The organism is Mobiluncus curtisii subsp. curtisii ATCC 35241, from assembly GCF_000146285.1.
GTDB classification, from domain to species: Bacteria; Actinomycetota; Actinomycetes; order Actinomycetales; family Actinomycetaceae; genus Mobiluncus; species Mobiluncus curtisii.
The window spans coordinates 1,635,072-1,653,975 of the sequence record NZ_GL385912.1 but is presented as its reverse complement, the minus strand read 5'-3'; the positions used below and the strand labels follow the sequence as shown (position 1 = coordinate 1,653,975).

General features: G+C 54.6%; 16 protein-coding genes. 13 read left to right on the top strand and 3 right to left on the bottom strand.

The window, feature by feature from the left end; all coding sequences use genetic code 11:
* Nucleotides 1–57: 57 nt before the first annotated feature.
* The 12 genes from HMPREF0574_RS07170 (at nt 58) to HMPREF0574_RS07115 (ending at nt 15,214) form a co-directional block, all read left to right on the top strand.
* On the top strand, nt 58–411 hold the full coding sequence (locus HMPREF0574_RS07170) for a TM2 domain-containing protein (RefSeq protein ID WP_004008062.1): 354 nt from the start codon (nt 58–60) through the stop codon (nt 409–411).
* Between the two features lie 143 nt (nt 412–554).
* Entirely contained in the window at nt 555–1,718 is a 1,164-nt protein-coding gene (gene argJ / locus HMPREF0574_RS07165) for a bifunctional glutamate N-acetyltransferase/amino-acid acetyltransferase ArgJ (protein WP_004008061.1), read from the top strand.
* A gap of 69 nt (nt 1,719–1,787) precedes the next feature.
* Nucleotides 1,788–2,717 (top strand): acetylglutamate kinase, encoded by a 930-nt coding sequence (gene argB, locus HMPREF0574_RS07160; RefSeq protein ID WP_004008060.1) that lies wholly within the window; start codon nt 1,788–1,790, stop codon nt 2,715–2,717.
* Nucleotides 2,718–2,755: 38 nt separating this feature from the next.
* Nucleotides 2,756–4,006: an acetylornithine transaminase gene (locus HMPREF0574_RS07155; protein WP_004008059.1), complete on the top strand. Its 1,251-nt coding sequence runs from the start codon at nt 2,756–2,758 to the stop codon at nt 4,004–4,006.
* Nucleotides 3,999–4,490 (top strand): arginine repressor, encoded by a 492-nt coding sequence (locus HMPREF0574_RS07150; protein WP_004008058.1) that lies wholly within the window; start codon nt 3,999–4,001, stop codon nt 4,488–4,490. The genes HMPREF0574_RS07155 and HMPREF0574_RS07150 overlap by 8 nt, the downstream gene beginning before the upstream one ends.
* A gap of 78 nt (nt 4,491–4,568) precedes the next feature.
* Nucleotides 4,569–5,801, top strand: a complete 1,233-nt coding sequence (locus HMPREF0574_RS07145; RefSeq protein WP_004008057.1) for an argininosuccinate synthase — start codon at nt 4,569–4,571, stop codon at nt 5,799–5,801.
* A gap of 112 nt (nt 5,802–5,913) precedes the next feature.
* Entirely contained in the window at nt 5,914–7,317 is a 1,404-nt protein-coding gene (argH, locus tag HMPREF0574_RS07140) for an argininosuccinate lyase (RefSeq protein ID WP_004008056.1), read from the top strand.
* Between the two features lie 375 nt (nt 7,318–7,692).
* Nucleotides 7,693–8,109: a (deoxy)nucleoside triphosphate pyrophosphohydrolase gene (locus HMPREF0574_RS07135; RefSeq protein WP_004008055.1), complete on the top strand. Its 417-nt coding sequence runs from the start codon at nt 7,693–7,695 to the stop codon at nt 8,107–8,109.
* A 211-nt stretch (nt 8,110–8,320) separates the two neighbouring features.
* On the top strand, nt 8,321–10,405 hold the full coding sequence (locus tag HMPREF0574_RS07130; RefSeq protein WP_004008054.1) for an OPT family oligopeptide transporter: 2,085 nt from the start codon (nt 8,321–8,323) through the stop codon (nt 10,403–10,405).
* 91 nt (nt 10,406–10,496) lie between these two features.
* Nucleotides 10,497–12,047 carry an alanine/glycine:cation symporter family protein gene (locus tag HMPREF0574_RS07125; RefSeq protein ID WP_004008053.1) on the top strand — a complete coding sequence of 517 codons (1,551 nt, stop codon included), beginning with the start codon at nt 10,497–10,499 and terminating at the stop codon, nt 12,045–12,047.
* 173 nt (nt 12,048–12,220) lie between these two features.
* Nucleotides 12,221–13,483: a tyrosine--tRNA ligase gene (gene tyrS / locus HMPREF0574_RS07120; protein WP_036324959.1), complete on the top strand. Its 1,263-nt coding sequence runs from the start codon at nt 12,221–12,223 to the stop codon at nt 13,481–13,483.
* A gap of 111 nt (nt 13,484–13,594) precedes the next feature.
* A complete protein-coding gene (locus tag HMPREF0574_RS07115) occupies nt 13,595–15,214 on the top strand; it encodes a succinic semialdehyde dehydrogenase (RefSeq protein WP_004008051.1) in 1,620 nt (539 codons plus the stop codon).
* Between the two features lie 90 nt (nt 15,215–15,304).
* Here HMPREF0574_RS07115 and HMPREF0574_RS07110 read toward each other — a convergent pair whose 3' ends face one another.
* Genes HMPREF0574_RS07110 through HMPREF0574_RS07100 form a run of 3 tightly spaced genes read right to left on the bottom strand, consistent with a single transcriptional unit; the run spans nt 15,305 to nt 17,330 of the window.
* On the bottom strand, nt 15,305–15,946 hold the full coding sequence (locus HMPREF0574_RS07110) for a dihydrofolate reductase (RefSeq protein WP_004008050.1): 642 nt from the start codon (nt 15,944–15,946) through the stop codon (nt 15,305–15,307).
* Nucleotides 15,947–15,959: 13 nt separating this feature from the next.
* The gene (locus tag HMPREF0574_RS07105; protein ID WP_004008049.1) at nt 15,960–16,778 is read right to left on the bottom strand and encodes a thymidylate synthase; all 819 of its coding nucleotides are present in this window, start codon (nt 16,776–16,778) and stop codon (nt 15,960–15,962) included.
* A gap of 36 nt (nt 16,779–16,814) precedes the next feature.
* Nucleotides 16,815–17,330 (bottom strand): DUF2505 domain-containing protein, encoded by a 516-nt coding sequence (locus tag HMPREF0574_RS07100; RefSeq protein ID WP_004008048.1) that lies wholly within the window; start codon nt 17,328–17,330, stop codon nt 16,815–16,817.
* A gap of 60 nt (nt 17,331–17,390) precedes the next feature.
* On the opposite strand from HMPREF0574_RS07100, the gene HMPREF0574_RS07095 reads away from it, so the two are divergent.
* Nucleotides 17,391–18,857 carry a sensor histidine kinase gene (locus HMPREF0574_RS07095; RefSeq protein WP_236585901.1) on the top strand — a complete coding sequence of 489 codons (1,467 nt, stop codon included), beginning with the start codon at nt 17,391–17,393 and terminating at the stop codon, nt 18,855–18,857.
* Nucleotides 18,858–18,904: the final 47 nt, after the last annotated feature.

Sequence of the window (18,904 nt, the reverse complement as noted above, 5' to 3'; positions counted from 1 at the left end):
CGTTCAGACTGTGTCGCCATCGGGCGGACTAAATTTAAGAGCAAAGGTGTATTACTTATGTCCAATCCTCAATACGGCATGCAGCCTCAGCCTCAGCAGCCACAACAACCGCAGCCGCCACAGCCCCAATTCCAGCAATACCAGCAGATGCCTTACGGCGTTAATGTTGGTGCTCCGGGACAGTTTCGCGAAGTCAGCAAGGTTCTCTATATTTTGATGTGCTTCTTTTTCGGCAACCTGGGCGTGCACCGTTTCCTGCGTGGTCAAGTCGGTCTTGGTATTTTGATGATTATCACCATTGGTTGTTTTGGAATTTGGACTTTGATTGACTTCATCATCAGTTTGGTCAAACTGGGTTCGTATCAAGGTGACAACTTCCAGTTCTATCAAAATGGCGCTTGGGTTAACTAGCCCTGCATAAAACCGTGAACGTTCGGCTCGGGTCCACGTGGATTCGAGCCAACGTGTTTTTATGAATCTTTGCACAGTTTTGTAAAACTATTCATATTGGCGTATATTTATTACCTGTAAGTGTGAAAAATAGGAGGTAGGCAATGAGCGTTACTTATCCCCGTGGTTTTAAGGCCGCCGGTGACCATGTGGGTCTACGCGGCAAGCTGCATCCGGATATGGCTATCGTTAGGAATTTGGGTCCTGACTCCACTGTAGCGGGGGTGTTTACATCCAATCGCGTGTTTGCTGCTCCGGTAGGCTGGGATCGGAAAGTCGTAGCGGGAGGTCGCGCTCAAGCCGTAGTTATCAACTCGGCAATCGCTAACGCTTGTACCGGTGAACAGGGGGATAGGGACGCTGCCGCGATGGCGGCGCATCTGGGTCAGGTTCTGGGTGTGGCAGAAAATGAATGTTTGGTGTGTTCCACCGGAATCATTGGGCGAGCCTTGAATATGCCCAAAATGACCGCCGGTATTGACACGGTTGCTGCCAAGCTGAGTGAGAACGGTGGTGCTGAGGCTGCCGAGGCTATTCTCACCACCGATACGAAGGCAAAAACGGTCACACACGAAAGTACCGCCGGGTGGAGGATCGGTGGCATGGCAAAAGGTGCCGGAATGCTGGCTCCTGCTCTGGCGACCATGATTGTGGTGCTTACCACCGACGCTGTTGGGGATTCTGCAACCATGCAAACGATTCTGTCCCAAGCAGTAGACCGGACCTTCAATCGCCTTGACTCGGATGGCTGCATGTCTACCAATGACACTGTGTTGCTACTGGCATCTGGCGCTTCCGGAGTCAAGCCTGACCCGGACGAGTTTGCCGCCGCTCTTTTGCAAGTCTGTGAAGACTTAGCCCTGCAACTGCTACGGGATGCTGAGGGAGCGCATCACGATATTGAAATTCGGGTGACCGGGGCTGCCAGCGAAGCGGGCGCTTTGGAGGCAGCTCGGACGATTTCGCGCTCTAACCTGGTAAAAACCGCCGTGTATGGCAACGACCCGAACTGGGGGCGCATTCTGTCCCAGCTGGGTACAGTTCCAGAAGACGTCTTGCCTTTCGACCCGGCTCGGGTGGATGTTTCCATTAACGGTGTGAAAGTCTGTAAAAACGGGGGAATCGGTGAGGATCCCTATTTGGCTGACATGAGTCCGCGGGAGTGTCATATCCTGGTCGAGCTGCACGCTGGTCAGGAAGAAGCCCACTTGTGGACCAGTGATTTGACTCACGAGTATGTGCATATCAACGGGGATTACACCACGTGATTGACTCTGGTGAGGACTAAATCCCGCGGGAGATTCACACTGCAAAACCAAAGAAATGGAAAGAACACGATGATTACGCCGATACAAAAGACCGAGGTGTTGCTGGAAGCAATGCCGTGGTTGCGCAGCTACCGCGGTGCCACTGTCGTCATCAAATACGGCGGCAATGCGATGATTAACGAGGATTTGCGCCGTGCTTTCGCCGCTGACATACAGTTCTTGCATCAGGTTGGTTTGCGCCCAGTAGTGGTCCACGGTGGCGGACCACAAATTACAAAGATGCTGGATCGATTGGGTTTAGAAGCGCCTTTCATCAACGGCTACCGGGTGACGACCCCGGAGGTTATGGAAGTCGTGCGTATGGTCCTAACCGGTAAAGTGCAGCGTGAACTCGTGGGATTACTAAACGTGGAAGAATCCCTGGCGATTGGGCTCACTGGCGAGGACGCCGGTCTGTTTGGCGCGCGGAAACGCCACTGCGAGCCGGGCAGCGACTTGGGACTAGTCGGGGACATCGTCACTGTTCATCCCCGCGCGGTAGTGGACATGCTGGAACAGGGCAACATTCCGGTCATTTCCTCCATTGCGCCCTCAGTTGACGATCCTAACGTGGTGCTCAACGTCAACGCCGATGCGGTTGCGGCAGCCCTAGCTATTGGATTAAAGGCACGCAAGCTCATCATCCTCACCGACGTGGAGGGGCTTTACCAAGATATTGATAACCCGGCATCCCTCATCAGGTACCTGACCGCCAGTGAACTGGAACGCATGTTGCCGACCATCAAATCCGGAATGGTGCCGAAAATGCAGGCTTGTCTCGACGCGGTACAGGGCGGAGTATCCCGTGCGACCATCATTGACGGACGCTTGGCTCACTCCATGCTTCTCGAAATCGTGACTGACCAAGGAACCGGTACCGAAGTCATTCCGGACAATGTCCTGCCGCTGCGCCCTCATGACGGCGAGCCCCTGCCTACGATGCAATTTCGGAAAGCCTAAACCCAAACCTCCTCACCCGCCTAGTGAAAGAAGCAAAAATGGACGTCAAAGAGTGGATTACGCGCTACGAGAACTCGATTATGAATACTTTTGGGACTCCGAAAACTGTGCTGACTCGCGGGGCGGGCTGCTTTGTATGGGACGAGGACGGTCATCAATATCTCGACTTGTTGGGCGGTATCGCAGTCAACGCCCTGGGGCACGGACACCCCAATATCGTCACCGCTCTACATGAACAGGTCGAAACCTTAGGGCACGTCAGTAACTATTTTGCGACCCAGCCACAGATTGAAGCCGCAGAGCGGATTTTGTCGATAGTTGAGCCTGGTGGCGCTCCGCAGGGCTCGCGCGTGTTCTTTACCAACTCGGGTACCGAAGCGCTGGAGGCGGCGTTTAAGCTGGCGCGGGCGCGGGGAGGAGCTAATCGCAACAGGTTTCTCGCGCTGGAAAACTCTTTTCATGGACGTACCATGGGGGCGTTGTCGCTGACCTACAAATCGATTTTCCGCGATCCTTTCCAGCCCATGCCGGCTGAAGTTGATTTCCTGCCATACAACATCGCGGCTTTGGAACGTGCCTTTGAGGGGGCACGGGGAGAATCCGTTGCGGCTTTGTTTATCGAACCGATTCAAGGTGAAGCCGGGGTGCGTCCGATTTCTGACGATTTCCTCAAGGTAGCACGTGAAGTGACGTCCCGCGCCGGTGCCATGCTGGTTTTGGATGAAGTACAAACCGGGATGGGGCGCACGGGGACTTGGATGGCTCACCATTCGTCAGGAATCGTTCCGGATGTGGTGACGTTAGCAAAAGGGCTGGGTGCAGGGTTCCCGGTCGGGGCTTGCGTGGCTCTCAACGCCGAGGCGGCAAGCGTGCTAAAACCGGGGATGCACGGTTCGACTTTTGCGGGCAATCCGCTGGCGGGAGCCTCCGTATTGGCGATGATTAACACTGTCACCGAAGAAGGCTTGCTGTCTAACGTGCAAAACGTAGGCGAGATTTGGAAACGCGAAATTCTCGAGCTGGAGCACCCCCTCATCAGTGAAGTCCGAGGACGCGGGCTGCTGCTGGGAATCGGTTTACGTAATCCTTTGGCGAAGCCACTGGCAGACGAACTGTTCAGAGCAGGATTCATCGTTAACGCCCCGGATACGTTCACAATTCGTCTGGCGCCACCGCTCATCATTAATCCGTCCCAGACCCGCATGTTTACCCAAGCTCTGCCGGAAGTCTTGGACCGAGTGCAGCGTCAGGCAGACGAAGAAATTCGCCTCGGAGGCACCCGTGCCTGAAAACTCGGTAGTGCAATCCAAAATTTCCCGCCATAGCGCTATTTCGCGACTGTTGGCGGATAATGTGGTGCGCTCTCAGGGAGTCTTGCAAACCCTGCTGGAAAACGCTGGGTTTTCTGTAACGCAGGCCACGCTATCGCGGGACCTTGAAGAGTTGGCAGCTACGAAAGTGCGAGATGAGAATGGTTCTCTCCGCTACGTTTTGGGCGGAGCCCGAGCCACTACTGAACGACTTTTGCAGCTGCCGGGGACTCTGGAACGCTGGTGTGCTCCGCTTCTGATTCAGGCGACTCAAGCCATGAACCAAGTGGTGCTGCGTACACCGCCAGCCACAGCCGGTACTTTGGCGTCCGTCATTGACAAGGAAAATCTGGATCACGTGTTGGGCTGCCTGGCAGGGGACAATACGATTTTAGTTATCTGTGACAGTGTTGAATCTGCCACAGAGCTGTGCGATAAGCTGCGAGGCCTGGCCAAGCGCTAGACCTACACTACATTTCTTTTAAACCTCAAAAACATTCACCTAAGACTTTTTTTAAAAATTTCAGAAAGAGAGAACACTATGACTGAACGGGTAGTGCTGGCTTATTCAGGCGGCTTGGACACTTCGGTGGCTATTGGTTGGATGAAAGACAAACTCGGCGTGGACACGATTGCGGTGTCGGTGGACGTGGGGCAAGGCGGAGAGGACATGGATGTCATCCGCCAGCGCGCTCTTGATTGCGGGGCGGTGGAGGCTTATATTGCCGATGCTAAAGACGAGTTTGCCACCGAGTACTGTATGCCCTCCCTGCAAGCTAATGGACTGTACCAAGGTCAATACCCCCTGGTTTCAGCGTTGTCCCGCCCCCTTATCGCCAAACACCTGGTGATGGCGGCTAAACAGTTTGGCGCCACCACCATGGCTCACGGATGTACCGGAAAAGGCAACGATCAGGTCCGTTTCGAGGTGTCGTTTACTTCTCTGGCGCCGGATTTGAAATGCGTATCGCCGATTCGTGATCTGTCCCTGCAACGTGACGTGTCGATTGCTTACGCGGAGGAACACCACTTGCCCATCGAAACGACGAAACATAACCCCTTCTCAATCGACCAAAACTTGTGGGGCAGAGCTATTGAAACCGGCTTTTTGGAGGATCTGTGGAACGCCCCTACCAAGGATGTGTACAACTACACGGACGACCCGGCATTCGCGGGAATTCCCGATGAGGTGGTGATTACTTTCGAAAAGGGCATTCCCGTCGCGATTGACGGCGTAAAAATGACTCCGCTGCAGGTCATCCAAGAGATGAATCGGCGTGCCGGCGCCCAGGGGATTGGGCGTATTGATGTGGTCGAGGATCGTCTGATTGGGATTAAATCGCGTGAAATCTATGAAGCCCCCGGTGCGATGGCGCTGCTTACTGCCCATCAGGCTCTGGAAGCAGTGACTCTGGAGCGGATGCAGTTGCGTTACAAACGTCAGATGGTAGAGCCGGCGTGGTCCGATTTGGTTTACGAGGCGCAATGGAATTCGCCACTGAAGAAATCCTTGGATGCCTTTGTGGCGCACACGCAAGAATATGTGTCTGGCGATATTCGGATGGAGATGCACGCTGGGCGGGCAGTCGTGAACGGGCGTCGTTCTGAGGCTTCTCTCTATGATTTCAAACTGGCTACCTATGATTCTGGGGATTCATTTAATCAAGGCGCGGCGCGCGGTTTCATTGAACTGTACGGATTGCAGTCCAAGCTAGCTGCGGCGCGTGATGGAAAATACGGCAAGGGTATTACGCTGCAGGCCTCAAGCCTCTGAAGGTCACTGCCCAGGATTGTTGACGCATGGTTTCACAAGGGTTCCTCCGGTAGCCAGGTGCAGCAGCTCTGGTTGACGGGGGTACTGTGACGTTGCGAGAAAAGGAGTACACATGAGTGAAAAGTTGGCCCTGTGGGGCGGCAGATTCCAGGGCGGACCTGCCCAAGCGTTAGCGGCGCTGTCGGTGTCCACCCAGTTTGATTGGCGCTTAGCTGACTACGACTTGCAGGGCTCTTTGGCTCATGCCCAAGCATTGCGGGCGGCGGGGCTGCTGACCGAGTCGGAATACACCGACTTGAGTGCCGCTCTGCGACGTCTGCGGGCAGACGTCGCAGACGGAACTTTCACGTATTCTCCCGATGACGAGGACGTTCATACCGCGCTGGAACGCGGATTGCTGCAAGAAAACTACGCCGGACCGGAACTGGGCGGAAAACTGCGGGCGGGACGCTCCCGCAATGACCAGATTGCCACCCTGGTGCGGATGTACCTGCGGGATGCCGCTGCCCACCTGCAGGGTCTGATTGCCGCGCTTTGCCAGGCGATTTTGTCTCAAGCTGACCGTGCCGGAACCCATATCATGCCCGGTCGCACGCATATGCAACACGCTCAGCCGGTGTTGGTCGCACATCAGTTAATGGCTCACTTTTGGCCACAGCTGCGCAATTTGGAGCGTTTGCGGGACTGGGCAAAGCGTAACGATGCCTCTCCTTACGGAGGCGGAGCTTTGGCAGGCAATACGCTGGGGTTGGATCCGGAATTGGTTGCGCGTGAGCTGGGCTTTTCTCAGGTCTGTCCGAACTCGATTGATGCCACGGCTTCACGAGACGGGGTAGTGGAGTTTCTCTATGTCCTCACCCAGGTGGCGGTGGATATGTCGCGGTTGGCAGAAGAAATCATTATTTGGAATACTGCCGAGTTCGGCTACGTCACGTTGGATGATTCCTATTCGACCGGGTCCAGCATTATGCCCCAAAAGAAGAACCCGGATGTGGCTGAACTGGCACGCGGCAAAGCGGGGCGTCTGCTCGGTGACTTGACGGGTTTGCTGACTACGATGAAAGGCTTGCCGCTGGCTTACGACCGGGACCTGCAGGAAGACAAAGAACCGGTGTTTGACGCCATCGACACTCTGGAAGTTTTGTTGCCGGCGATGACCGGGATGGTGGACACCATGACCTTGCACTATGAACGTATGGAAACGCTGTCTACCGCAGGTTTCTCCCTGGCGACCGACGTGGCTGAATGGTTGGTGAAACGCGGTATGCCTTTCCGTCATGCCCACGAAGTCTCGGGAGCCTGTGTTGCCTTGGCAGAAGGGCGAGGAGTTGGGTTGGAGGACCTCAGCGATGCTGATTTCGCGGGGATTGACCCGCTGCTGACCCCAGAGGTTCGTGACGTCCTGACCGCTGCCGGTTCGGTTCAGGGTCATCGCGGAGTGGGGGGCACGGCTCCGGAGCGCGTCGCGGAACAGATTTCCGCAGCGCGCCAACAGCTGCAGGCGTTCCAGTACTAGCAAGCACCGTGATGGCAAAAGCCTCTCGGATGAATTTGGTGCACGAAATTTTGGTTGCACGTTAAGCGAAACAGGAACCAAATCTAGACAAATAGCAATAAATAGAGGACGAATGTATCCGCTCTTTATTGTGAGCGCCATCTGCGAGGAATGCATTTCACTCCTCAAAAAATCCCATCGCCACGCGTAAAGAACCTCGTGGCAGTTAAGCCTGCAATCCGGTGGACAAGGTCTGAAGTACGGGTTGAATATCGGTCAGGGTGGTCCCGGAGTCCTCCACAACGCCAAAATCCATAATCATAGAGTGACCCTACGAGCCCAGAACGCCCGGAACGGGGTTTCTTTCGGCAGCGCAAAGCGATTAGACTCGAAAGTGTGTTTCAGCCGATAGTGGTCGCAGCGGCGATTCTGGATGACCTCAGCCAACCAACGCAGGTGCTGGGGGCGCAACGCTCTTATCCCGAACAATGGCGGGGTTTCTATGAATTTCCCGGTGGTAAGACCGAACCCGGAGAAACTCCCGAACAGGCCCTGCGCCGGGAGTTGCGTGAAGAGCTGTCAGCGGAAATTATCGTGGGGGAGCGCTTGCAGGAAACCTGGCCTGCGCACGGAGGATTTCAGATGTTCGTGTACCTGTGCGCCCTTGCGCCGCACAGTACGCCCCAGGTTGGAGTAGCGCATTTGTCCCTGCATTGGGTAGACCTCAAACATTCCGAGAGCTTGCCCTGGCTGCCTGCTGATTATCCGATTCTGACCGCCATTGCGCGGCATTTCGGCATCGCACAGAACTAAGCACCTGGGGATTGCCCTCTGTATACCGCATTCGGAGGGTGCCGGAGCGACGCGAACTCACTCGGTTTCGAGGTTTACTGCACGAGGGCGTTGCGGTGATTTAGCGGGAAACGAGGTTTTCCCTTTTGCCAGGTAAAGCCACGATATTGGTACGTCAGGTTAGGTTAATGGTAGTTTAAAATCCGTATAAAAAGTTGTTAGCCCTGCTGGGTTGCAAAAATTGAAACGATTTACTAAAGAAGGCGAGAAATCCTTGTCCAATCAGCCTGCGGCCGCTGCGACAAATAATGCCGAAGCCCAGTCCGCTCACCCCTATCGCGAGTTAACCTTCCGAGCCGTTATCATCGGCGGGTTAATCACTCTGATATTCACCGCTGCTAACGCTTATCTCGGATTGAAAGTTGGTCTGACCTTTGCCACTTCCATTCCGGCTGCGGTGATTTCCATGGCTATCCTGCGGTATTTTCATGACCACACGGTCGTGGAGAACAATATCGTCCAGACCATCGCGTCGGCAGCCGGCACGCTTTCAGCCATCATCTTTGTGGTGCCCGGTCTGGTTATGGTGGGATATTGGTCCGGCTTTCCCTACTGGGAGACCACAGCCGTGTGCATGGTCGGTGGCATTCTCGGCGTAATGTATTCAATTCCACTGCGTCGCGCTCTGGTGACGGGATCAGACCTGCCCTATCCGGAAGGTGTTGCGGCTGCAGAAGTGCTGAAAGTGGGGGATGAAAACGGCTCTGCCGAGGAAAATCGTCGTGGTCTGCTGGTGATTATCTGGGGTGGCTTAGCGTCTGCAGGAATGGCGCTGCTCACGGCGTTAAAAGCAACCGCGGGATCTTTGAGCGCGAACTTCCGGATTGGCGCCGGAGGCACCATGATTGGCGGTTCCCTGTCTTTGGCTTTGATGGGGGTGGGGCATCTGGTCGGTCCCGCAGTCGGCACCGCGATGCTGGTCGGTTTGCTGATTTCATACGGGATACTGCTGCCAGTCTTGACTCAAGGACAGATTGCGAATCAGGATCTCGGTGATGCGGTCAGCACGATTTTCGCCCATGACGTACGCATGATTGGGGCTGGAGCCATGGCGGTGGCGGCGGTGTGGACGCTGCTAAAGATTATCGGTCCCATCCTGAGGGGCATTGCAGACTCCTTAAAATCTTCAAAATTGCGTGAAACCGGTAGTCAGGTTCCGCTCACAGAACAGGACATTCCTTTCAAATACGTGGCTGCCATCACCTTGCTGTCCATGATTCCCATTGGCTTGCTGCTGTGGAATTTCCTCCGGAATTCGCCTATCTCGCATCACCTCGTGGCGTTGATTATGCTCAGCATTCTGTTTGTGCTGGTTTTGGGCTTGCTGATTGCCAGTATTTGCGGTTATATGGCAGGTCTGATTGGGGCCTCTAACTCTCCAATTTCTGGCGTGGGTATTATCGTGATTATTGCGGCCTCGCTGCTGATTCTGTTGGTGACCGGCAACACCAGCCAGACTCACCCCACCGAACTGACTGCCTATGCGTTGTTTACGACTGCAATCGTGTTCGGTATCGCTACCATCTCGAATGATAACCTGCAAGACTTAAAGACCGGTCAACTGGTGGGGGCTACCCCCTGGAAACAGCAGGTTGCCCTTATCGTCGGAGTTATTTTTGGTTCTCTGGTGATTCCTCCAGTCCTGCAGTTGTTGATGACCAGCTTTGGCTTCTCCGGGATGGAGGGGGTAGATGAGACTACCGCCCTGCAAGCCCCACAGGCGACTCTGCTGTCCACCATCGCTAAAGGGATTTTTGGTGGGGACATGAACTGGCAGCTGTTCGGTCTGGGAGCTTTGATTGGTGTTGGCGTCGTCATCGTTGATGAAATCATGGGTCGCGTCAGCCGGTTCAACCTGGCTCCGCTCGCCGTCGGCATGGGCATGTACCTCAACATTACGACCACTCTGGTCATTGCGTTGGGTGCTCTGGTGGGCTGGATTTACAACCGGTGGGCGCAACGTCAAGAAAAGGCTGAACAGTCCAAGCGCCTGGGCGTGTTGCTGGCGACCGGTCTAATTGTGGGTGACTCGCTGTTCGGCATCCTCAACGCCGGCATTATCGGAGCCACCAGTAACGCGGACGCCCTGGGGATTGTCCCCGATTCTTTTGCGCCAGTCGCAAAAGTCGTAGGAGTGGTTATTTTTGTAGGTCTGTTAGCGATTAGCTATCGGTGGGTCATGAAGAAATCTGGCGAGTCTGCGCCGATGCCCGCATCCGACATGACCAATGAAGAAGCAACCGAAAGTCAAGCATAGAAAAGCTGGGACGTGAAGGTTTTTATTTCCACTCTATCGCCCCGCATAACCCAATTTATTGATATATAGCTGTAACCAGTTAGGAGAAAAAATGCTGCCATTTCCAGCAATAGTTCCGGTGAAACCCGAGGAGCTTTCACCTTTCGAAAAATTTAATCAGCTTGTGGCCAATGCCCTTGGTACGGTCTACGGCATGAGCATTGGATACGTATTGATTGTTGTCCTGCTCGGTTTTGGAATCTACGCGACCATTCGTACCGGCGCCGTCCAGATCACCATGTTTTCTAAAATGTGGAAGACCGTGATGGGCTCCCGGAAAGGCTCTCATGGAGGCATCAGCTCTTTCCAGGCTTTCGCGGTGGGGTTGGCAGACCGTGTCGGCACCGGCAACATTGCCGGGGTAGCTATCGCGATTACCTTGGGTGGTGCCGGCTCCATCTTTTGGATGTGGATTGTGGCTCTGGTCGGGATGGCTAGTGCCTTCGTGGAGGCGACCTTAGCACAGATGTTCAAGGTCCGTAATCCTGATGGAACCTTCCGCGGTGGTCCGGCTTTCTACATTGAACGTGGACTGGGCTCGCGTGCCTGGGGTTCCGTATTTGCGGTATTGCTCATTTTCACTTACGCTTTCACCTTCCAGCTGATTCAAGCCAATACCCTGGCGGGCTTAGCGAAAGCGAACTTCGGAATGCCTACCTACGCCACCGGGCTGTTGCTGGTAGCCATCACCGCGCCTTTCTTTATTGCCGGGATTCGTTCAGTAGCGCGTATCGCTGAATACCTGGCTCCGCTGATGGCAGTCATTTACATGACCTTAGCGGTGATTGTTATCATCGAGAACATAGGTCAACTCGGTACAGTATTCGCCATGATTATCCAGGATGCATTCGGTGTGAATTCAGTAGCAGGCGGAACTTTAGGCGGTTTGTTTGCGGCTCTGATGAACGGCACGAAGCGTGGTCTGTACTCCAACGAAGCCGGTATGGGTTCCGCCCCGAACGCGGCTGCGACCGCTACCGTGTCTCACCCGGTTAAGCAAGGAATGATTCAGTCCCTCGGCGTATTCGTGGACACCATCTTGGTCTGCAGCGCGACCGCTTTCATTGTGTTGCTCGGAGGAGTCTACGATCCGAACGCGGCTGAACAGCCTTCTGACGGCGCGGCCCTCACGGTTGATTCGCTGGCTGCGTTGGGTCCCTGGACTAAACCGATTATCCTTATCGTCATCTTTATGTTCGTTTACTCGACTTTGCTGGGTAACTTCAGCTATTCCGAAGGCAACATTAAGTACCTGCTGGGCATTGAGAATAACGCGTGGATTGTCAAGGCGATTTCTATCATCGCGGTGTTCCTGGGCTCAGTGCTCTCCCTGGAGATGGTGTGGAACTTGGGCGACTGGACCGCGGCCCTGTTGGCCATCATGAACTTGGTGGCTTGCACCCTGCTGTTCAAGTGGGCTGTGGGCGCCCTCAAGGATTACCAGCACCAGCTCCAAACAAAGACCGAGGACGAAATCCAGTTCTGTTCCAGTGACAATGAGTTCCTCCCTGGCGAACTACCCACTGACGTTTGGACCAAAGAAGCAATCGCCCAAGGACGTAATATTTCCAGTGATCCGGCTTCTTGGGAACACGGAGATTAATCTGAATAACCAGTTGGTCCCAGGAACTGCGGTTCCTGGGACCAACTCTATCCCCGACCTGGTGTATTCCGTGAGGTAACGCAATGACCCGACCTTTTCGTATGAGCGTGGCAAACCCGGTAGCATAGAGGGGCGTGAAAACGTAACGACAAGAACTATTGAAGGAAGTAAACGTGAGCGATTTGATTGACGAACTGACTTGGCGAGGTCTGATAAAGCAACACACCGATATGGATGCGTTGCGACGGGCTTTGAGCGAAGGTCCGCTTACGTTTTATTGTGGTTTTGATCCGACTGCGGCATCGTTGCATCACGGACACCTGGTGCAGCTCATCATGATGCGCCATCTGCAACTGGCGGGACATCATCCCATCGCGCTGGTGGGGGGAGCGACCGGTTTGATTGGTGACCCGCGCATGACGGCGGAGCGTCAACTGCAGGACAAAGAAACCGTGGCGGGCTGGGCGGATCGCCTACAGTGTCAAATTGAGCGTTTCCTCGATTTTGAGGGCGAGAATCCGGCGCGGATGGTCAATAATCTGGAGTGGACCGCGCCGCTGTCCGCGATTGATTTGCTGAGGGACTTGGGTAAAAACTTCCGGATGGGCACGATGCTGGCTAAAGATGCGGTGGCGCGGCGGCTCAAGAGTGATGAAGGTATCTCATTCACAGAATTTTCTTACCAAATTCTGCAAGCTAATGATTACCTGCAGCTGTACCGGAAATACGGCGTCACCTTGGAAACCGGAGGCAACGACCAATGGGGCAACCTGGTCGGGGGCATGGACCTGATTCGCAAGGTTGAAGGCAAAGATGTTCACGTCATGACCACTCCTTTGATTACCAAATCTGATGGCACCAAGTTTGGCAAATCCGAAGGCGGGGCGATTTGGCTTGATCCAGAAATGTTCAGCCCCTACGCCTTTTACCAGTTCTGGTTGAACACTGAGGACGCTGACGTGGTGAACCTGCTGAAAGTTTTTACTTTCCTGAGCCGCGGGGAAATCGAAGCGTTAGAAACCGAAACAAAGGAAAACCCAGGGAAACGCGCCGCGCAACGCGCTTTGGCTGAAGCTGTGACCACTCTGGTGCACGGGGCGGATCAGACCGAACGGGTCAAGGCAGCTTCGACAGCGCTGTTTGGTCGCGGTGACCTGCGTGAGGTAGACGGGAAAACCCTGGTAGCAGCCACCGTCGATTTGCCACGGACCCAAGTCGTGCTGGGACAGACCAATATTTTGCACCTCCTGGTGGACTCGGGGTTGGAAAAGGGCATCGGCGCGGCAAAACGTACTGTCGCCTCCGGAGGGGCTTACCTGAATAACGAAAAAGTTGAGGATGAAGGTCGGGTCATCACTGCTGAAGACGTGTTGCCGGGTGGGGTCGTTTTGTTCCGAAAGGGTAAACGGCAGCTCGGCGTGGCTGTTACAGAATGAGGACAACGGGGTATTTCCCCAAATGTTGTTCATCAATCGTAGGTAGGTATTTTGTCCTAAAATGGATGCATATCCCAACGATGTGATACCGAACTGTCAAAGGAGACTGTGATGTCCGATACGGAAACTGAAACGATTTATCCTTCTGCTTCAGCCGAAGCTCAAGCGCGTCAGATGCAGCAACGCTGTGAGGCTTCCTTTCGTCACGTGGTGTCAGACCTCGAAAGGGCAGTGGGGCTGCCGGAAGGTCGTCCGTTACGGACTGTAAAATCGCCGTTCACCGGCATGGATACTTTGGGAGTTCCGCAGGCTACTCTGGCTGACCTGGATCAAGCCATTGTGCGTGCTCGCGCTGCGGGGCGACGCTGGGGCAATGCGCCGGCTGCCACCAGGGCTCGTTTTTTGTACAAACTTCATGACTTGCTGTGGGAGTATTCTGACGAAATTCTCGATGTGATTCAGTGGGAAACCGGCAAATCTCGCTACCATGCCTATGACGAGATTCAAGATATTGCCCTGAATTGTCGCTACTACGCCCGCATACTTTCTCGCGCGGTTCGTGAGGAGCGGCGTCGCGGGGCTTTTCCCGGCGTGACTCGCACTTTTGTGATGTATGAGCCCAAGGGTGTCGTAGGCGTGATTGCACCCTGGAACTACCCGCTGTCGATGGGGATTACGGATGCTATCGCGGCTCTCGCGGCTGGCAATGCCATCGTCACCAAGCCGGACTCTAACACTCCTTTGTCCGTGGTGATCGGGAAAGTTCTCATGATGAAAGCTGGGCTGGATCCAGATTTGTTTATCTTGGTGCCCGGACGCGGCTCTGAGCTCGGAACTCCACTCATCCAGCAGGTCGACTTCATGATGTTTACCGGTTCTACTGCTACCGGTCGAGTTATTGCCAAGCAATCGGGTGAAAACCTGATTGGGGTTTCGGCTGAGCTGGGTGGCAAGAATCCGATGATAGTGCTGGAGGACGCGCGGGTGGACGATGCGGTGGCGGGTCTGGTGCGCTCCGCTTATGCCAACACCGGTCAGCTGTGCGTTTCGATTGAGCGTCTCTACGTGCAAGACTCGATTTATGATGAATTCAAAGCCAAGCTCATTAAACGTATCAATGATATGAAAGTGGCGGTTTCCTTCGATTGGGAGACTGACATGGGGGTTCTGATTTCCGAGCATCATCTCGAAACGATTGATACTCAGGTGCAAGATGCTCTGGGCAAAGGCGCGGTCGCTCTGACTGGCGGTCATGCCTTGCCTGAAATCAGCTACACCGCCTATGCTCCCACGCTTTTGGAGGGTGTCGAAGAGGGGATGACCCTGTTCAATCATGAGACTTTTGGTCCCGTGGTGTCTCTGTATCGTTTCCACACGGATGAACAGGCTATCGCCCTGGCTAACGACACGAATTATGGCTTGAACGCCTCGGTTTGGGGTCAACCTTCTCACGCCGTGGCGGTGGCGCGCCGGATTGAAGCGGGCACAGTGAATGTTAACGAAGGATTCACCGCAGCCTGGGGTTCCACCGATGCGCCGATGGGGGGCTGGAAAGATTCTGGCTTGGGGCGTCGCCACGGTATAGAGGGCATCCGAAAGTACATGGAATCACGCACCATCGCGGTGCAAAACCGTGCGGTTCCCATTGCTCCGATTATGGGTCTGAGCCAGGAACAATACGTTAAGGTCTTAAAATTCGCCTTGAAAGCTATGCGGCGGCTGCATCTCTAGGGGCGCATTTCCTCTTCACGGCGGTCTTGAAATCGTGCCGAAGTAACATTCGGTGTGACTGGACCCGCCGTCCTTTGCACAACTCAAGCTCTAGCGAGGTATGTAATACCGGACTCGCCAGGCGGCATCCCCAGATTTCGGGCGCCAGTTTTCATCCGAACGGGTCAGGTCCAGTTGCCAACGAACGGGGTCAATCACCGGGGCATAAGCCACCGTGCTCATTGGCGGCACCATAGCGGTCATGTCCAATTGGGTGACTACCAGCAAATCTGCCAGTCCCAACTCCATGACTTCACGATAAACTTTGGCTCCTCCGGTAATCCACACTTGGGGGGTGCGGGCGCAAAGCTCCAACGCTTCCTCGAGGCTGTGCGCTATCTCGACGTCGGGAGCGGTGAATTCACGTGACCCGGTAAGCACGATATTGCGCCGACCGGGCAGAGCCTGACCCAGGGAGAGAAACGAGGCTCGTCCCATGATGATAGGACTGCCCATAGTCGTGTCTTTGAAGTGTTTAAAATCTGCGGGGACGTGCCACAGCATCTTGCCACCAGCACCCAGGACCTGTGCTTTGTCCTCTGCCCAAATCATTCCCAGCACACCGATACCATGTCCAGCACGAGAACTCGCCGAGACATCCTCCGGAGTAGGTGTTGAATCAGGAGAGATTGGGGGAGTCCAGCCACAGGGATTAGAGACAGGATGATTTGTATCAGGATTCAAGACGACCATGCTGCCTCTCTTATCAGACCGCTACAGGAGCGGAAATTTTGGGGTGGTGTTGATAATTCGCCAGACGAATCATGTCAAAAGTGTAGCCGTCGATAGACTCGGCTTTATCTAGTTCCAATATGGGGAAGGGGTACGGCTCACGAGACAGCTGCAGGGAGACTTGATCCACATGGTTGGAATAGATGTGGCAATCACCGCCGGTCCACACCAGTTCACCGACCTGCAGATTGGACTGTTGAGCCAGCATGTGGGTCAGTAGGGCATAGGAGGCGATATTGAAAGGCACCCCCAGGAACATATCTGCCGAACGCTGGTAAATCTGCAGGGAGAGACGACCTTGTCCGACCCAGCATTGAAAGAAAGCGTGACAGGGAGCCAGTGCCATCTGGTCTAAGTCGGAAACATTCCAAGCTGACACCAACATGCGCCGGGATGACGGGTCATTTTGCAGGGTCTCCAGCAGCTTTTTCACCTGATCCACCGGACCGGCAGCGGTAGGCCAGGCGCGCCACTGATGCCCGTATATTGGACCCAAATCACCGGATTCGTCTGCCCACTCGTCCCAGATATGAATGTTGTTCTCCTGAAGCCAGCGGTTATTGGTCCCTCCCTGCAAGAACCACAGCAATTCGCCGACCACACCGTGCCAGTACAAGCTTTTGGTGGTGATGGCAGGAAATCCCTGCGAGAGGTCATAGCGTAGCTGGCGCCCAAAAATTGAGCGAGTTCCCGTCCCGGTACGGTCGGATTTTTCCACGCCGTGAGACATAATGTCGGCTAGCAAGTCCTCGTATTGGTGGTCGGTGATGGTCATATTTCCCCTCTTAAACATGCTGGAAATGGTATAAAACCACTGTATCAGGGACCCCTAAAGCAAAAATTCGTCAGCTTTGGCAGTCTCTTTGGTGAAAGCATTTTGAATGGTCTTTATCACGGCGCGCTCTACCCCCGCCGCAAAGAAAGGAATCGCGCAGGTCACTTCGCCCTCCAGCGTAATTTCGGTGTCGGACTGTGGAATCGACCCAGAATTGGCCACCATCGTGGCGGAAAATTTTACGGGGACGCCCGCCATCGAGCCACTCATGGTGCCGTTCTCGACCCATCCGGACTGATTCAAGTCCCAGACTTCCACCACTTTCAAGTTCAGCCCGGAATTGAGCTTATTCGCCAGCTGTTCGAGGTTCTCAGCAGAAACTGACACGGTGGAAGATACTCGGATGCGGTTTTCAGTCAGACTCAAGTCGACTTGGGCGCAATCATCCAATGCTGCCCAGCGTTTCTTGTAGTATTCCGGATTTTTTAACATCTCGGTGACTTGGGCGCGAAATCCGGAATAAACCAGGGTCTGGGTGAATTTCATGTCGAGGCTCTCCTGAAGTTTCAATTACCTCTATATTCTAAATGCAGGTTGCCCAAAACACAGCCCAACGCATACCCTGAGAGGGTGTCGACATTTAAACGCTCTTTGAGGGAACCCCCATTCCAGGAATTGTCCGCAGATGCAGTAGAACAGCTCTATCGTTTGGTGTCGGATTGGCAGATTATTTCTGACCTTTCCCAAGCAGATTTACTGCTGTGGCTGCCCAATCGTTACGATGGTATGTCTTGCGCGGCACACTGCCGTCCCGCCACCGGTCCCACCGTCCACCTGGATGACGTAATTGGGCTGAACCTGCCTGCCACTCGTCTCTCGCTGCTGGAACAGGTCTTGATAAAAGGGGAGATTATTGAAAACCCCGTACACCGTTGGACCGGGATGAACACGGTATCAGAAGTGCTGGTGCCCGTGCCTTTTGACGGACGAAACATTGGAGTCCTGGCGATTGAAACCAATCTGGCTTTCCAAGTCGGTGAGATTGGTGGCGAGGGATGGTTTAAAGCGGTTTCTCGAACCCTCTTAAAGATGGTGGCAGCTGGGGACTTTCCTTTCGAGGTCACCCCGACCACCGGCAAGCACGGCAATCCCCGCGTGGCTGACGGGGCGCTGATGCTCGATGGTGAGGGCGTGGTGGAACATTGCTCGCCGAACGGGATTTCTGCTTTCAAACGGCTCGGTTTTTATAACCAGCTTTATGGCGAGAAGCTCAGCGACTCCGTCCTGCCGCTGCTGGAAAAGGGCAGCGTTATCGATGAGGATTTGTCAACGGTGCTGCGAGGACGGTCTTCCGCCCTAGCTGAGATTGACGTGCGTGGAGTGGATTTGACCGTTCGTTCGCTGCCACTGGTCGAGGAGGGGGAGCGGATTGGAGCCCTGCTGCTGTGCCGCGATGTGACGGAAAAACGTCATCGGGAAAAGGAACTGCTGAGCAAAGACGCTACCATCCGTGAAGTGCATCACCGGGTCAAAAATAATCTCCAAACGGTCAGTGCTCTGCTGCGTCTGCAAGCTCGCCGTTCGGATAACTCGGTAGTTCAAGAGGCGCTATCGCAGGCGGAACGGCGAATTTCGATTATTGCAATGGTTCACGAGGCGCTGTCGCATACAGTTGATGAGACTGTGTCGTTTGATGACACGTTCCGCAGGCTGTTAGCTCTGGTAGCGACGGCAGCATCATCTGACCACTTTGTGGAGACACGTTTCGTGGGTAGCTTTGGGACGCTGGGTGCGGATGCGGCCTCCGCCTTGGGGCTGGTGCTTACCGAGCTGGTAACCAATGCGATTGAACACGGTTTGGAAGATCGCGATGGGGTGGTTGAGGTCGAGGCGCACCGGGACGACACGAACGAAACTTTAGTGGTGACAGTCACCGACGACGGGCACGGTCTGACAGGCAATTCGGTAGGTTCGGGCTTGGGTACCCAAATCGTCCAAACCTTAGTGAAAACTGAGCTGGTCGGAACCGTGCAATGGGAGAACCGAGAGCCGCCCGCGACTGGCACGATTGTGCGCCTTACCGCTACCAAGCTGTGAACTGGCAGTTTTTGTTCGTGCGTTGAGACGGGTAAAAAACCGTGGTG

Excerpts from the sequence above, each read along its gene's own strand:
- HMPREF0574_RS07170 (WP_004008062.1), top strand. The coding sequence starts at position 58 with ATGTCCAATCCTCAATACGGCATGCAGCCTCAGCCTCAGCAGCCACAA.
- argJ (WP_004008061.1), top strand. The coding sequence starts at position 555 with ATGAGCGTTACTTATCCCCGTGGTTTTAAGGCCGCCGGTGACCATGTG.
- argB (WP_004008060.1), top strand. The coding sequence starts at position 1,788 with ATGATTACGCCGATACAAAAGACCGAGGTGTTGCTGGAAGCAATGCCG.
- HMPREF0574_RS07155 (WP_004008059.1), top strand. The coding sequence starts at position 2,756 with ATGGACGTCAAAGAGTGGATTACGCGCTACGAGAACTCGATTATGAAT.
- HMPREF0574_RS07145 (WP_004008057.1), top strand. The coding sequence starts at position 4,569 with ATGACTGAACGGGTAGTGCTGGCTTATTCAGGCGGCTTGGACACTTCG.
- argH (WP_004008056.1), top strand. The coding sequence starts at position 5,914 with ATGAGTGAAAAGTTGGCCCTGTGGGGCGGCAGATTCCAGGGCGGACCT.
- HMPREF0574_RS07125 (WP_004008053.1), top strand. The coding sequence starts at position 10,497 with ATGCTGCCATTTCCAGCAATAGTTCCGGTGAAACCCGAGGAGCTTTCA.
- HMPREF0574_RS07115 (WP_004008051.1), top strand. The coding sequence starts at position 13,595 with ATGTCCGATACGGAAACTGAAACGATTTATCCTTCTGCTTCAGCCGAA.
- HMPREF0574_RS07110 (WP_004008050.1), bottom strand. The coding sequence starts at position 15,946 with ATGGTCGTCTTGAATCCTGATACAAATCATCCTGTCTCTAATCCCTGT.
- HMPREF0574_RS07105 (WP_004008049.1), bottom strand. The coding sequence starts at position 16,778 with ATGTTTAAGAGGGGAAATATGACCATCACCGACCACCAATACGAGGAC.